At 63.9% G+C, this 14419-nt stretch carries 18 protein-coding genes; all 18 read right to left on the bottom strand.

Annotated features, from left to right (window positions below; translation table 11 throughout):
- Positions 1-3: 3 nt before the first annotated feature.
- Positions 4-210: a tail protein X gene (locus tag NY023_RS09255; RefSeq protein ID WP_010953963.1), complete on the bottom strand. Its 207-nt coding sequence runs from the start codon at positions 208-210 to the stop codon at positions 4-6.
- Positions 185-1030 (bottom strand): phage tail protein, encoded by an 846-nt coding sequence (locus tag NY023_RS09250; RefSeq protein WP_013971779.1) that lies wholly within the window; start codon positions 1028-1030, stop codon positions 185-187. The genes NY023_RS09255 and NY023_RS09250 overlap by 26 nt, the downstream gene beginning before the upstream one ends.
- A 9-nt stretch (positions 1031-1039) precedes the next feature.
- A complete protein-coding gene (locus NY023_RS09245) occupies positions 1040-4528 on the bottom strand; it encodes a phage tail tape measure protein (RefSeq protein ID WP_013971778.1) in 3489 nt (1162 codons plus the stop codon).
- Positions 4529-4660: 132 nt separating this feature from the next.
- A complete protein-coding gene (locus NY023_RS09240; RefSeq protein ID WP_013971777.1) occupies positions 4661-4957 on the bottom strand; it encodes a phage tail assembly protein in 297 nt (98 codons plus the stop codon).
- Between the two features lie 45 nt (positions 4958-5002).
- Positions 5003-5512 carry a phage major tail tube protein gene (locus tag NY023_RS09235; protein WP_013971776.1) on the bottom strand — a complete coding sequence of 170 codons (510 nt, stop codon included), beginning with the start codon at positions 5510-5512 and terminating at the stop codon, positions 5003-5005.
- Positions 5513-5524: 12 nt separating this feature from the next.
- Positions 5525-6691: a phage tail sheath family protein gene (locus NY023_RS09230; protein WP_013971775.1), complete on the bottom strand. Its 1167-nt coding sequence runs from the start codon at positions 6689-6691 to the stop codon at positions 5525-5527.
- A 94-nt stretch (positions 6692-6785) separates the two neighbouring features.
- On the bottom strand, positions 6786-7247 hold the full coding sequence (locus tag NY023_RS09225) for a hypothetical protein (protein ID WP_013971774.1): 462 nt from the start codon (positions 7245-7247) through the stop codon (positions 6786-6788).
- 22 nt (positions 7248-7269) lie between these two features.
- Positions 7270-8010: a hypothetical protein gene (locus NY023_RS09220; protein WP_013971773.1), complete on the bottom strand. Its 741-nt coding sequence runs from the start codon at positions 8008-8010 to the stop codon at positions 7270-7272.
- Between the two features lie 6 nt (positions 8011-8016).
- Positions 8017-8895, bottom strand: a complete 879-nt coding sequence (locus NY023_RS09215; RefSeq protein WP_044046945.1) for a phage tail protein — start codon at positions 8893-8895, stop codon at positions 8017-8019.
- On the bottom strand, positions 8892-9704 hold the full coding sequence (locus NY023_RS09210) for a phage tail protein I (protein WP_013971771.1): 813 nt from the start codon (positions 9702-9704) through the stop codon (positions 8892-8894). Before NY023_RS09210 ends, NY023_RS09215 begins: the two co-directional genes overlap by 4 nt.
- The gene (locus tag NY023_RS09205) at positions 9701-10681 is read right to left on the bottom strand and encodes a baseplate J/gp47 family protein (protein ID WP_013971770.1); all 981 of its coding nucleotides are present in this window, start codon (positions 10679-10681) and stop codon (positions 9701-9703) included. Before NY023_RS09205 ends, NY023_RS09210 begins: the two co-directional genes overlap by 4 nt.
- Positions 10678-11004, bottom strand: coding sequence for a GPW/gp25 family protein (locus tag NY023_RS09200; RefSeq protein WP_013971769.1), 327 nt, complete (start codon positions 11002-11004; stop codon positions 10678-10680). The genes NY023_RS09205 and NY023_RS09200 overlap by 4 nt, the downstream gene beginning before the upstream one ends.
- 2 nt (positions 11005-11006) lie before the next feature.
- Complete coding sequence (locus NY023_RS09195) at positions 11007-11276, bottom strand: hypothetical protein (protein ID WP_013971768.1); 270 nt, start codon at positions 11274-11276, stop codon at positions 11007-11009.
- Positions 11277-11318: 42 nt separating this feature from the next.
- A complete protein-coding gene (locus tag NY023_RS09190) occupies positions 11319-11921 on the bottom strand; it encodes a phage baseplate assembly protein V (protein ID WP_013971767.1) in 603 nt (200 codons plus the stop codon).
- Complete coding sequence (locus NY023_RS09185; protein ID WP_013971766.1) at positions 11918-12448, bottom strand: hypothetical protein; 531 nt, start codon at positions 12446-12448, stop codon at positions 11918-11920. Before NY023_RS09185 ends, NY023_RS09190 begins: the two co-directional genes overlap by 4 nt.
- On the bottom strand, positions 12441-13103 hold the full coding sequence (locus NY023_RS09180; RefSeq protein ID WP_013971765.1) for a hypothetical protein: 663 nt from the start codon (positions 13101-13103) through the stop codon (positions 12441-12443). Before NY023_RS09180 ends, NY023_RS09185 begins: the two co-directional genes overlap by 8 nt.
- Positions 13100-13414 (bottom strand): hypothetical protein, encoded by a 315-nt coding sequence (locus NY023_RS09175; protein WP_013971764.1) that lies wholly within the window; start codon positions 13412-13414, stop codon positions 13100-13102. Before NY023_RS09175 ends, NY023_RS09180 begins: the two co-directional genes overlap by 4 nt.
- A gap of 2 nt (positions 13415-13416) precedes the next feature.
- Positions 13417-14412 (bottom strand): major capsid protein, encoded by a 996-nt coding sequence (locus NY023_RS09170; protein ID WP_013971763.1) that lies wholly within the window; start codon positions 14410-14412, stop codon positions 13417-13419.
- Positions 14413-14419: the final 7 nt, after the last annotated feature.

The following is a 14419-nucleotide window of genomic DNA, read 5'->3' as shown; positions in this document are numbered from 1 at the left end:
GGGTTAGCCGAACAGCTGCAGCAGCTCGACCGCCGGCGCCGGAAGGTCCGGCAGCAGGATCAACAGGCCGGCGCGGTACGGCTGCGCCTGCCTGGCCAGATCCGGGTTGGCATCGAGCACGGCCTCGACCGTGCCATTGAGGTGCCCGTAATGGTGCTGACAGATCACATCGAGCAGATCCCCGTCAGACGTTCTGCAGGTCGTTGCCATAGCTCACAAACTCCAAGGTGAAGCCTTGCTTTCGGGGGATACCGCCTGCCAGCAGGTGGCTTTGTTCTTCCTCGACACTGATCAGGCACCAGTCGCCCAGCACCTCGCCGTAGCCCGTTACCAGGTTAAGCGCGCGCAGGTTGCGACCGATGGAGCGCAAGGTGTTGAGCTGCTTGAGCCCGGCCTTATGGTTCGGGAAGATCGCACCCTTGAGCGTGATCTTTTCCTCACCCAGGCCCACGGCCTGCTGCGCCGTACTCCGGCGCAATCGCTCCTGCCCCTGCCAACGAAACGACGCCTGCCGGCGTAACTCGTCAAACGCGGCCGTGCCGAGGTTGAAGTAGTAAGGCTGCTCGTTGGGCTCATGCGGCTGGATGATCAGCAGGTGCGGGAACGGCGCCACAGCCTCCGGCGTCGGCGTGGCCGAGGCCAGCAGCCCGCCACTGGGCAGGATGTTGGACAGCGAGGGACTGATTTTGCCAGCCACCCGGCCGACCTCCGACGACACCTTACTGGCCATCTGCTTGAACGTGCCGAGGCGTTCTTGCACCTGGCTGACGCCCGATACGGCGCGGCTGTACATCGACGTCACTTGCCCGACACGGGCTTGCGCCACGCCGATGCTGCGCACCAAGCGGCCCGCCTTGGCGCCCAGCTCGGGCGGTAGAAACGGGATGCTCTCCAGCTCGGATGCGGCACCGGTAATGCTGCTGATAGCGCCGTTGAGCGGTACCAGCATGCCGTCGGCGCTTTTCCGGCCGGCCTCCCCCGCTGCAACCAGGCTGGACAGTGACGACTCCAGCAGCTCCATGTAAGCCATAAGCCCTCCTTAAACGTGGGGTTGATCGAACAACTGGGACGAGGCCGTGCGCGCTGCCACCTCGCGCTGCCAGGCGTCAAACAGCCCGCGCATACCGTTCGCCATTTCGCTCAGCAATTGGTTCGGGTCTTTAACATCACCGTGGACCGTGAGCGGCATGTTCGGGGCGAAAGTGAATGTGTTGTCCACCTTCGGCGCCGGTGGCGGTTCGGCTGCCTTGGCGGCCGGGGCCACCTCGGGCAGTTTGACCGCCGGCGGCGCGGCCTTGGCCATCTCGCGCACCACATCACCCAGTACGGCCGGCGGCTCGGCTTGAGGCTGTGGCCGCACCAGGTCGGCGCCTGGGAACCGCACTTTGTTGGCCGTCAGGGCGGGCAACAGGAACGGATCTTTCGACGCTGGGTCGCGCGGGTCATACGACACCTCGGGCTTGGCCGGTACCGCGGTCGGTGCTGCTTCCCGCACCGCAGCCCCCAGTTTGGGCGCCGACGGCTCGGGCTCGGCCTGCGGCCGAACCAGGCCAGCACCAGGGAACCGCACCTTGTTGGCGGTCAGCGCCGGCAAAAGGAACGGGTCCTTCGACGCGGGGTCGTGCGGGTCATACGACACCGCCGGCTCCACCGGCGCCGGCACGGTCGCCTCCCGCACCGTATCGCCCAACTTCGGCGTAGACGGTTCGGGTTGCGCCTCGGGCGCTGCAGGGGCTTCGGGTAGGGCCTGCGGCCGCACCAAACCAGCACCGGGGAACCGTACCTTGCCAGCCGTCAACGCCGGCAGCAGGAACGGATCCTTCGACGCTGGGTCGCGCGGGTCATACGACACCGCTGGCTCCACCGGCGCCGGGCTGGCTACCTCCCGCACCGTATCGCCCAATTTGGGCACCGAGGGCTCGGGTTGCGCCTTCTGCGCTGCAAGCGGCGGCTCAGGGTTGGCCGGTGGCCGCACCAGATCAGAACCAGGGAAACGCACCTTGTCGGCCGCGAGTGCCGGCAGCACGACCGGATCTTTCGATGCCGAGTCGCGCGGGTCATACGACACTGCCGGGTCAGCCTTGACCGGGGCCGTGGCGGGCTCCGGCTCGACTTCCTTGGCTGGCATGACCGTTACGCGTAACGCTTCACCCAGTGCCGGCGGCGATTCCGGCTCGGCTTGATCGTCGGCCGGCTCGTCACCGAACCAGCGTTTGCCCAGCCATCCCCCAAAGGACTCGCCACCCATGCCGCCCAGGACGGCGCCGACCGCGCCGCCCACAGCGGTACCGATCACCGGCACCACGGAGCCAATGGCCGCACCGGCTGCAGCACCGGCGAGGGTGCCCGCCAGGCTGCCGGCGGCGCCGCCGTAACCCTCGGCCTTTTCATCCTGGCTTTTGGCGTTCAGCGCGACATCGAGCGCGGCCGTGCCGGCGTCCACGATGTTGCCGCCGGGCAGACGCTTGGTCAGGCGGGTGATACCCCGCACCGAACGCGCCACCTTGCCCAGGTCATCGGTGGCGGTCAGGGCCGACAACGCTGCAGGCAGCGGCCGAACCTTGGCCACGGCAGCCTTGGGCGCCTTGGGTGCCTCAACGGCCGGCGCAGGCCGCACTGGGGCGCCCTGTCGCGCTGCGCGCCGTCGCTCCCGGCGGCGACTTCTGCGACTACCCCTAGCAGGCCCTGCGGGGCCGCTATTTGCAACGCTACTGCCGATCCCGCCTATTGCATCGGCGTTGACCACGAATACGCGCTGCGGGTCATTGGCGGCCACGCCGGCATCATCGGCTTGGCCAGGCACTTGCGAACCCGGCGAAAACACCTTGCCCAGCAACCCCAGGCCGGTGTCGACCACCTTGTTGCCGGTCTTGGGCAGCTTGATCGGCGCACGCCCGGTCTTGCCGGCGCGGCCCGCGAGCCCTTCCAGGCCACGGCCCATGGCGATATTGAACACCCCGCGCCCTACACGCAGCGCACTGCGCGCACTCAGAAATGCAATTACCGCCGCTGTAATGCCGCCAATCCCCATGGCGATCGACGGGAACTGATCCGACAGGGAGGTGATGCCACGGGCGACCTTTGTCAGCCCCTGCGCCGCCATGTCGGTGGCCGGGCGGATGGCATCGCCAATGCTGCGCATTGAGTCGTCCACCGCCTGGCCCAGCTCGGCCCACTGCTGCGCCGACGTCTCGCGGCGCTCAGCCAGATTCTTGTCGAGGATGCCCGAGGCCTTCTTGGAGTCGGCCTTGAGTTCTTCGTACAGCCCCCGGTTCTGCCCGTAGGCGGTGAGCGCCGCCTTGACCTGCATGTCGGCGAAGATATCGCCGGTGCGCAGGGTCTTCTCCAGCGCTTCCAGCGCCGCCTTGGCCTTCTCCGGGTCGACTTCCTTGTCGATCTTGGCTTGGGCGTCCTTGATCTGCTTGGCCTTGGCCGGGTCGGTCTTCTCGACGTAACGCATCGCCAGGGCCATGGACGCCTCAATGACGTTCATGCCCTTCTGCAGGCCGGTATTCAGTGACGCCTGATAATCAATGCCCACATCGCTGTAAGCCTTCTTGATATCACCGGCGCCAATCTTCTCCATCCAGTTCTTGAAGTTGTTCGCCGCTTCGTCGGAACTGCCGGCGGTCTTCATCTGGACCTGCAGCATGGAGCCCAGCGAGGTCACCGCATCCAGCCCGGTGATGCCGTTCTTCTCCATGCCGGCCAGCAGTTGCGGGAACCACTTGGCCATGTCGCTGGCCTCGAAGCTGCCCGCCTGGCCTTGATAGGCGATGGCCTCCAGTGCCTGCTGCATGACCTTGGGGTCGCTGATCTTGGCGTTTTGCTCAAGCGCCTGGATCATCGACGCGGTGTCGACGCCCGAGGCGCCTTGGCCGACTGCGAACTTGGCCGCGACCGGCGCATACGACAGCGCCTTGTCCAGCTCCATGCCGGCGCCGACCAACTGGTTGACCAGGTCAGCCACGTCATTGCGTGACATGCCCGTGTCTTTGGCCGTGTCGATCACCGTCCGGGTAAGCTGCTGCTCCTCGGGCTTGTTGGCAATATCAGCCTTGATCGCAATGTCACGGATGATCGCTTGATAGTTCGCGCTGATCATCGTCGGTACAGCAGCGGCGCCCGTGGCCACCACCGCCCTGCCGATATTCGACTTGAGCGATTCCTTGCCCGCCTGCAGCTGCTGGTGACCCTTGAGCTGCAGATCGGCGGCCCGCGCCTCACGTCCAAGCCGCTGGTACTCGCGACCAAGCTTACCGACCTCGACACCTTGCTTGCGCAGGGAGTCCAGGTTGCTGTCCAGCTTGCGCAGCAGCTTGTCGGCGCCGGCCGCGCCGCTGTCGTGCGCGCGCTTCCATTCCTCGCGCAGCTTGATGGTTTCGCCAATGGTGCTTTTCAGCACCTTGGCCTTGTTGCCCTTGGCTTCCAGCTTCTGGATGCCGTTTTCGGCGGTCTTGAACGCGGCACCAAGCGACGACGCGACGGCGCCGCCGATTACCAGCGATAACGCTACCTTGCCTGCCATCGGTTACCCCCTGTGCAAGCTCAATCGGTAAGCCACCAGACCATGTCGGCATACGACATGGTCATGATTTCAGCGGCCGAGAAATGCAGCTCGGCCGCGAGACGCTTGGCAGCGTGCTTGAGCGACTGGGGATTACAGTTCGTCGTCTTGCACCAGAAAGTTGTAACCGGTGGCGATGCGGTTGTAGTCCTTGTAGGCGAGGCCTTCCAGGTCTTTGATGCCCACTTCGGCCAGGGAGGCAAACAGGTTCATCTCGCGCTGCGCATCATCGCCGTCAGAGGTCTGCCCCGCGCTGCGAATATCCTTCACGGTCGGCGCGCGCAGGGTGATGGTGGCCTGATCAACGCCATTGAGGGTGGTGGGCTTGGACAGGCGAATGGTGACGTTTTCAGCGGTCAGGGTCAGGAACTTCGGGGCTGGCTTGCTCATGAAAGGGTGTCCTTGATTCGGAAAGGGTTGCGAGGGAAATGGGGGTTACAGGCCGAGGTCGGCGCGCTGGCTGGCCAGCTGGTCGGTGCCGTTGATGACACGCTTCATGCCGACCGGGTCAATCTCATAGATGACCTCGCCGCCGACTTCGAGCTTGTAGTAGGTGACGGCAATGCCGTGCTTGAGCTCGGCCTTGTCGCCGGCCTTCCAGTCGCCCATGTCCAGCTCTTTCAGGGTGCCGCGCAGGGTGACCACGACCGCGAGGGTTTCGCCCTTCTGGATCTTAAACGAGCCACGGAAAACACCGTTGAACGCGTTGCCGTCGGCCAGGCCGAAGAACTTCAGCGAGTCCTTGCGCACGCCGGTGGTGGTGAAGTTGGCTTCCATCTTCTCCATGCCCACGTCCATCTCAATCGGCATATCCATGCCGCCTGGGCGGTACTCCTCCATTTTGAGGGTGAGCTTGGGCAGGGTCAGGCTGGGCACATCGCCCTGAAAGCTTTTGCCATCCACAAACAGGTTGGTGTTGGAGAGAATTTGGGGAATGAATGCCATGTCGGGGTCTCCTTAAGCGGCAGCGTTGAGCACTTCGGTCAGCCATTGGTTGGTGACCTCGACGCGGAAGTTGGGGTTTTCCGCCGGCGGCACGTCGGTGAAACGAATGTTCCAGTACACCTTGCCCTGCTCCAGCTGGCTGGCCGTGTTGAGCACCGGGTCGGCGTAGACCTCGAAGTTGATGATCGCGCCTTGGTTCTTGAGGTCGCGCATGAACGCCTGCAGGCCCTCGGTCACGTCCTTGACGTAGGTCGCGGTGATCGAGCGGTCGACCGCCCACTTGTGGCCGTACAGGATCGCGTCCATGACGATATCCATGGTCCGCACGCGGGTGACAAAGGCCCACTTCGCATCACTCGACAGGGTTCGGTTACCCCACAGGCGATAGCCGTCGTCGCGGATGATGGTCGCGATATTGGCGTTGTTCAGCAGGTTGGCCCGGCAGGTGTCGTCGCCGTCCAAGAACTCGACCGAGCGAGTGGTGCCGGTGATGCCGACGAATTCCTTGTTGGACGGCGAGGCCCAGAAGCCGTATTCGGTATCGGTCCAGGCAAACAGACCGGCCACCCAAGCCGAGGCCGGGGCGTCGACCGGGGCGTTGGCGGTGGTGTCCCATTGCTGCACGCCGGGGTCGACCATGAACAAGCGCTTGGAACCGAAGTTCTTGGCGTAGAGCATGGCGGCCTCGTCGGTGGTGCCGGGACCATCGAGAATGCCCACAGCGCGCAGCTTGCCGGCCAGCGCATCCATTGCGGTGGCCACCGCCTGAGTGGCGCTGTGCTTGGGCGCGATGATCAGCCGCGGCTGGGCGTTGAAACGGCTCTTGCCGTCCAACAGCGCCTGCAGGCCGGTACGCTTTCCGCTGACCAGCACGCCGCCAATGATCGAGGAGGTTTGTGCGGCCGCGTCGACCGCCTTGGCCACGCCACAGCAGACGATCACCGCCTTGGCGCGGGTGTAGATGGCCCGGCAGGCCTTGGTGATGGCCGAGGTCTCGCCGAACGCGGCCACCGCCTCGCGCTCGTTAGTGATCAGCACCAGGTCGTTGTACTTGGCCGTAGCGGTACCGCCCTCGGTGAAGGTGTCGACCAGGCCAATGATCGAGGACGAAGGCAACGCGATGCTACGCGCGCCGGTGTCGACGTTCGTTACGGTAACGCCGTGAAAGAATCCAGCCATGTGGGCTCCAGATAAGGCAAGGGCCGCGCTTGGCGGCCCTGCAGAAACGAAAACGCCCCGACAGTCGGGGCGCTCAAGGAAGGCGGTTTGCGGGTCAGGCGTTGCCGACACCGACCACGCTTGCGTTGATCGCGGCAATGGCCGCGTCGGCAATGGCCTCGGCCTCGTCGTGAGTGGCCGCCTTGAGCGCCTGCTGCTTGCCCTTCAAGCGGGCAGCGCGAATCGCATAAAGGGCCTCTTTCCACTTGGCAGCCTCTGCCAAGATGTTCTCGGCGGCGGCTTGCGGCTCAAGACCGGCCGCGTCGACCCACGCCTGGACGGTGGCGGGCACCTCACCCTCGAAGCCAGCCGCCTGGAAGGCTTGGGCCTCTTGCTCGGCCAGTTGGTACTCGACCACACGCAGCGAGTTGCCGACCACAGAAACACGGGCATTGTCGGCCGAGTCTTCAATCTGCTGGGCCGCGCACAGGCGTGCGGCGCCGAGCGGCAGCAAAGCGAATTCAAAGCCGTTGTAGTTGTTGCCGTTGAACGTCACGTTCAGGTTGTCTTTACGCATGATGACCTCAGATTCAGAAGGGTTAGAGCTTGGTGATGTTGGTTGTCAGCCAAGGGATGGTGTTCGGGTCCTTGCCAGCCGCCACGCCCTGAACCAGGTAACCCTCAAGCGCTGAAGGGATGGTGCAGTTCACCGCACTCAGCGACACGCAAGGGAGGCCAGAACCAACGATCTTGCCGGTGAACGTGCCACGCAGGGCGAACGCCACGTTGTAGAACTTGATCGGAATGAAGCCTGGCAGCTTGCTGCCGCCGGCATAGGTCATCGAGTAGTAAGCGTCCTGAGCCGCCGACAGACCACCCGCAGAATCAGGCAGCGAGACGGTCATATCGGCGAAGTCAAGCGAGCCGCCCATGTTGACCTGGAACCCTCCGAATCGCTTCATGCCATTGGCACCCAGGTACTCGTTCAAGATGAGTTTCCGGGTGTTGGCATCCACGTTGTCACCGCGAACGATGATGCGGCGGCTGCCCACCGAGGCTGCCTCGCCGTGGGTGTAGTCGCCCTGCAGGATGAAATCACCCACACCGCCACTCGGCGTTGCCGCAATGGCTCGGGCGAGGGTCTTAAAGGGGGTGTCCGCGTTACCAAGGGCGTTGTCGTCACCGGTCTGCGGGTTGATGTAGAAGGTGCGCGAGATAGCCGGCGCAGCGGTAACCGCATCGGCAATAGCCTTGGCGGCCGCGCTTTTGAAGGTGCTGAAGTAGTCGAGCAGCGCGGTGGCCTTGCTGGTGAGGCCAGCGATTTCAGTTTCGAGACTCATAGGATCTTATGCTCCGTTGATGTGTTGGGTCAGTTGGGTTTGGGTGGAAAGGGTGGCTTCTGCAACAGCTATACCCATGCTGCGCAGGCCTTCGTGGTCGACCTCATGCCGACGCTCAGTCGTCGCCAGGCGCACGTCGCGGCGCTCGGCCTGCTCGCTGACCAGCTGCAATTGCCGACTCAGCAGCGCGATCTGGTCTTGCAGGTCCAGGCTGCGCAGTTGCTCACTCAGCACCGCCTCGACCGCGCGAATGCCGACAGCCAGCGCTCCCTCATGGTCGACAGCATGCCGGTACTCGGCCGTGCCCTGACGCTCGGCAAGGCTGGCCACTTGGCGTGCCATCTGCTCGGCGGTGCTTTGCTGCTGCCGGGCCAGATCGGTGATCTGATCCTGCTGCTGCAGGCTGCGCAGCTGCTCACCGACCAGGGCACTGGCCATGGCCGCCAATGGCGCCGCCAAAGACAGGTTCAGGCCCGCCGGGCTGCTGACGATGGTCACGCTATCCGCCGGCAGCGCCGTCAAGGACAGGTCGTAGGCCAGCAGCAAATCGGTATTGGCTGGTTTGTAGGTCAGCGCGTCAGTCGCATGCGACCAGACCGCCAACAGCGTGCCATCGGCCAACAGAAAGCCGATTTCACGCACCCAGAACGCGGCCGGGCCATCAGCGATGGCGGTGATGTGAATCAGGCTGTCACTCAGCCTCTCACCGCCGGCAATGGGGTACTTGGCCACCTGGGCACGCAGGCCGGTTTGCTCTTTGGTCGGCGTGTAGCCCGACGTGCCGAGTGCAATGTGGGTGATCTCGGTAGAAAGGCCGGTGCTGGTGGCATTCCAGACCGCCGCCAGACCTTTCTTGGTGATCACCGGTTGTAAAGGGGTACTCATAAAACAGCCTCCATCGTGCCCCGCACGACGATACGGGTACGCAGCGAATTGGCGACCGATACGGTGGCCGCTGCATTGATCGGGACGGGCTGCGCCTGGGCATAACCCCGAGTCACAGCGCGCGCATGGGTAACGCTGGCCACCTGCAGCGCCTGCTCAGAAAGCGGAATCGGCACCACCGGCATTTCCATCGTCTGCCGGTGTAGCCCCCGCGCCTGAGTGGCGTTAGCGAACTGCAGGGCCTGCGCCGAGGGGTCAACCGGAACGGGCGCAGGCTCTACCGTCTTGCGGTGCAGCAGTTGCCCCTGACTGGCCCCGGCAGCGGCCAGACCTCCGTCGAACCGGGCGCCGAGCCGGAAGGTGTAGTGGCTTCGCTCGTTCTTGGTCGCGTCGACCAGAGCGCGCAAGCGCTCCTCCAACTGCGGCGAAATGATCGAGCCTTCGCCCGGCCGGTTCTCGTTGGCCCAAGCCGTAACTTGGAACGTGTACGGCGCCGCATTAGGGATCTCGCGCCATTCCTTGTAATCCGCATTGACCCGCACGGCCTTGAGCACGCGCCGTATTGCGCCGACCGTGCCCTTGGTCTTGTGAACCGGAATCGCCTCGCGGATCAGCGCGCGGCGCTGCTCGTCGGTGTAAGCCGCTTCCCAGCCCTCGACCTTCCACGCCCAAGCCAGCCAGGGCAGGAAGTTCGGCGGGCAGCGCGCCGAGTCGGCCACGCCTCGGATAATGTCCGGGTCAAGGCCAAGGTTGGCGGCCGCCTCCAGGGCACGCTCTAACTGGGTCGCGTTGTTCGGCAACAGGCTCATGCCATCACCTTCGTGGTCAGCACAATCGAAGTGGCACGGGGGTAATGCCGCTTGTCACACACCAACCCCTCCACAGGCTTGAGCAGGTCTACGCGGGTAATGCCCGTTACGTGTAACGCCGCGTAAACCGACGACAAGGAGAGCTGGCCCGAGAGCCGCCGCGCCCCAGCAATCGCAAGATCCAAGCTTTTGCGAGCTGCTTTGGCGACAACGTCAGGGTCGGGACCATCTTCCACCCACAGCACTGCCTCCACACTCGTGTCAGTAGGCACACCTAGCTGCGCACGTGGCCGATCAGTGATTGGCCGAACGTCCTCGGACGACAGCTTCCTAAGCACACCCGCCACCAACTGCTCAGGCGGTGTCGTGCTGGCCAGCGTAGGCAATACAGCCAGCGAGACGTCACCCGGCAGCGGGTTGGCTAGGCCGGCGTCGTAGTCGCAGACAAGGACGATTGCACCCGGTGGCAACTGAGCCCTAAGCGCCGGGGCCACCTCGACCCCGGAGAATCTCGGCGAGTCGACTGACACCTGGGCAACCTCCGCCGAAGAACTGAGCCCGTGGTACTCATATGCCCCGCTACTGCCAGCGACAGACAAGGCTTCAAGCGACAGCCGTGTGCGGTACAGCAGCGCATCGTCGTCTTCCATCACCGCCTCGACCGGGGGCACTGCGTCCAGATCCTCAGCGCGAAGCGTCAAGCGCTCCACGCCATAGTCCGCAGCACGGTTGTCCAGATCGTTGCGCCGCGCGAAGGCAAGCAAGCTTGCCTTGGCCGCCGAGTTGACCCGAGCGCGAGTGAGCATTTCCCGGTAGGCCATGACCTCCATCAGCTTGACCACCGGGTCGGATTCCAGCGCCGCAGTCCACTGGTCTTTCATGAACTCGCGGAAGATGCTCAGTACCTCCTGATACAACTCCTCGAAATCCACGCTCTCCACCACGTCGGGCGGGGGCAGCAGGGAAAGGTCGATCATGCGGTTACCTCCATGACGGCGGTGCTGCCCAGGTATTCGCCGGTCAGCGTCATGCCGATCTGCCCATCAAGCACCGAGGTGACCACTACCCGCTCCAGCCTCAAGCGCGGCTCCCAGCGGCCCAACGAGCGCGCCACCTCGGCCTGCACCGCGCTTTTCCACCCCCCGTTGACCGGCATGTCGACGTAACGCCGCAGCTTACTGCCGTATTCCGGCCGCATGCGGCGACTGCCGAGTGGCGTGGTCAAGATGTCTTCGATGGATTGGCGCAGGTGGTCAAGGCCCGAGATAGCTTCGCCGGTGCGGCGATCCAGGCCGATCATGGTCAGCCGTCCAGCCGCTGCAGCTCAGGGTGATCAGCCAGGAAGGCCAGCGCCTCGGCGTCGTCGGCCGGCACGCTGACGCGCTTGGCCACCACCTTGAACTCGCGCAGGTCCTCGCCCTTGGCCAGGTAAAGCGAGCGCGAGGTGTAGACGGTGTCGGCGAAGGTGACTTGTGCCCCTGCCCTGGCTGCAGCCAGGTGAGCCACAACGGTCGCGCCGGTTGCCTCCGAGGCAGGCGCCTCATCGGTTGAAACTGATTTCTTGTCAGCCATAAGGCGTTCTCCAGATAAGACAAAGCCCGCATGAGCGGGCTGTCAGTGCTTGTGATTTGCCGTGTTGCCGGCGGTGTCGATGATCATCCCACCGCCATTGATATCGCCCGTTACGCGTAACGCGCCCTTGATCAGAACCTCACCTTCCAAGGTGATCGACGGCGCCTTGATCGTGACGGCCTGCGCCTCGGCCGTCATCGTCGTGGTCTTGGCGCTGATCGTATCGGCGGTGATCACCGCCTTGCTGCCGCCGACCTCGATGCTGACCGTGCCCGTGGGCAGCTTGATGGTGTAGCTATTAGCCTCCCAGTCGTAGACCAGCGAGCCGCCATCATCGAAACGCCACACCTCGACATGGTCGCGGTTGTCAGGCTGCGGGCCCGCATTGCCATACAGCCCGGGCACAAATGTGCCCTGGGCAGGGTCACCGCTCGGGCTGATCAGCGCGCCCTGCTCGCCCAGGCTTGGCGACCGCCAATGGCGGGCCTTGCCGGCTGCCAGGGCATGCCACTTCACCCATGCACTGACCCAGTCGCTGCCGTCCGTCATGCGCAGCCTCCCGGCCACCAAGTCCACGGCAACCACATACCCCTTGATTACCTGGTCGGAAATCATCCGGTCATGCTGCGCAGTCGGGTAGCTCATTCCATGGTCTCCGGATGCTGGTAGTGCTGCTCCTTCCCCTCCCCGCTGTCAGGGTCGACGGCGAACAGCACCGGGCCGGGCTCTCGGGGCCACGGCCACTCCTCCTCGCCCAGGTAAATGATCTGAGTCCACTCGACCACCCAGACTGCAAAGCCGTCCAGCTCTGGCCTGCTCCAATCGCGCTCGGCCCGCACAAACTCAGCGAACCTCACCGGTAAGCCCCACGACTGCATGCGGAGCAGCACAGCCAACTGAGCAGCCACAAATGCAGCAATGTGCAAGCAGTTGTCTTCCTCCCCCGGTACAAGCACTCGCGCTTCAAAACGCGCATCGACCGCAGCCTGCCCCGTCCCCGGGTCCTCTTCGGCACTTTCGAATCCTGCCAGTTCGAGCACCACTGCAGGCGGTGGGACGACCTCGATGCCGCTCGGCATGGTCCCGACATACTGCAAGCCTGGAATGGCTTCCCTGATGTGCTGTTCCATGGCCGCGTACACCTGGCCTAGTGGAATAAAATCCTCATCCATTGCCCGACCTCCGAAGGTACTTCTGTAATTCAAAGTTCAGCTCTTGCTCCATGACGACTACCAGGCGCTCGTGCGCGCGATTGGTCCATGCCTCGAAGTGAGGCCGGACGTCCTCCAGGGAGATCTTCGCCTTGGCCAATGGGAAGCGACTGTCGTTCTCCGAGATCCAACCAGAACGTCGTCCACCGCCCCCTGATACCTCGCTATCCGGGTAGCTGTCCGCGTCGAAGTGCTTGCTTGCAGTACGGATCCAGATATCCGGATTGCCGCCGTACACGGTCTTGAAGAACGCGCCCTGGTATTTGCGGCCCGCCACAGAAACGCCAGTCCGGCTCTGCCGGGGCCTACCCGCTCGACTGGCTTCGATGGGGTTGATGCCGAACCAGAGTTTGCCCGGACCGCTCCCTGACACCGGGAACGCCCTGAGCCGCTGCCTCACCGCCGCGATAGCGATTCGCTCCTGGCGGCCTACCTCCCGGGCGACGTGCGTTCGAAGCCAGCGCAACGTCTTGTTGATTGCCCGTCGTTGCGCGGCATGGGCAGCTTTGGGGACCAGTCTGGTGAAATCCTGAAAGCCCTTGAGCGCCTGCGGGTCCAGTTGCAACGAGATCAACCCGCTGCTGGCTGACTGCTTGTAATAGCTACCAACACTCATACCGCCTTCCTCAAGATCAGCGTTACAAGACCATCGCCACCAGGCTCGCTGCCCGCGATGGTGTAGGTTCCGCCACCGTCCTCTGGCGGCAGATCGATCACAACCCGTTGCTTCACCTCTACACCGGCGTTATCGCCAACCCTGATAACCAGATGCGGCTCACGCAGAGCGGTTCTGATTTGGCCGAGCTTGGGCTGCAGCCAGGGCGCCGAGAACATCCCGAGAACTGGGCGGCCGTCGATCTGCGCCAAGTCGCCTAGGACGTCGAACACCACGTCGTCCACGTCGTTGATCAGGTCTCGGAAGGCCATGATCAGAGCGTCAGGCGCAGGACAGCACGGGGGCGGGTGCAGATGTGCAACGGATTGGACTGCGCCTCGCCGTCAATGCCCTTCCCGAAAGGCATTTCCTCGATCTTGCTGTAGTACGGCAGGCCCTCGGTATTGACTGTCTCGATGTAGTCCGCGGGCGCGTAGATCGACAGGAACAAGTCCGAGACACCTTCTGGGACCAGGCGGGCTTCGTCATCGGAAACGTAGGCCTTGCCACCGACCTTGCCGCGATAGCGCTCCCAACTGATGCCGCCGAACTCGAAGCCCTCTCGCCCATCACCCCGCAGAGCGGCGGCCTGCTGGCTGCCTTTGTAGGTCTCGACCACCGACGGGTGAGAGATCAACTTTTTCCAAAAGGTCTTGCCACAGAACGCACGCGCGCCGGTGGTGGTGACATTGCCGAGCGCGTCTTCCTGCATATCCAGCGCGTCTACACACTGAGCCTGGATGTTGGCGTTCGGGTCGTTGAGGCCCATCGATAGCGTCTGCCGGGACACACCGAAGGTTTTATAGATGTCCAGCAGCACCGACGAGCCGTCTGCGTCGAGCACCTGGCCATTGACTGCGCCCATGCGATGATACTCGTGGGTGGCGTCCAGCTGGCTCCGGGCCTTGCCCAGGCGCTTGTTCACAACCGCCTGAACGGCCTGCAGCTCAGTGGTAGAGCCAAACGCTCGAATGCCCTGGATTTCGTCAGCCTTGATCGAGAACCGTTGCGGCAGGTGAATGGTGTTGAAGGGGATGAGCTTGCGCTTGCTGCCAGCGACCACCAAACCGGAGGTACCCCGCTCTCCAGCAGGCACCAGGGCGAGGGTATCGCCGTCCTTTTCGATCTGAACGGTCAGGGTCGGGACGCCTTCTTCGCGGAACAGCCCGAGAGCAGCCAGGCGGCCCGGCACGTACTCTTGCTCGTTGATGGCCGCAGTCAGGGCTGCAACGCCAAAAGCATCATCTTGAAAAATGGCAATCTCAGCCATGGGGAAC

It is taken from the genome of Pseudomonas sp. NBB (genome assembly GCF_032701105.1).
Lineage (GTDB): Bacteria > Pseudomonadota > Gammaproteobacteria > Pseudomonadales > Pseudomonadaceae > Aquipseudomonas > Aquipseudomonas asiatica.
Note: the sequence above shows the minus strand (reverse complement) of the source record. Positions and strands in the feature narration are given on the sequence as shown.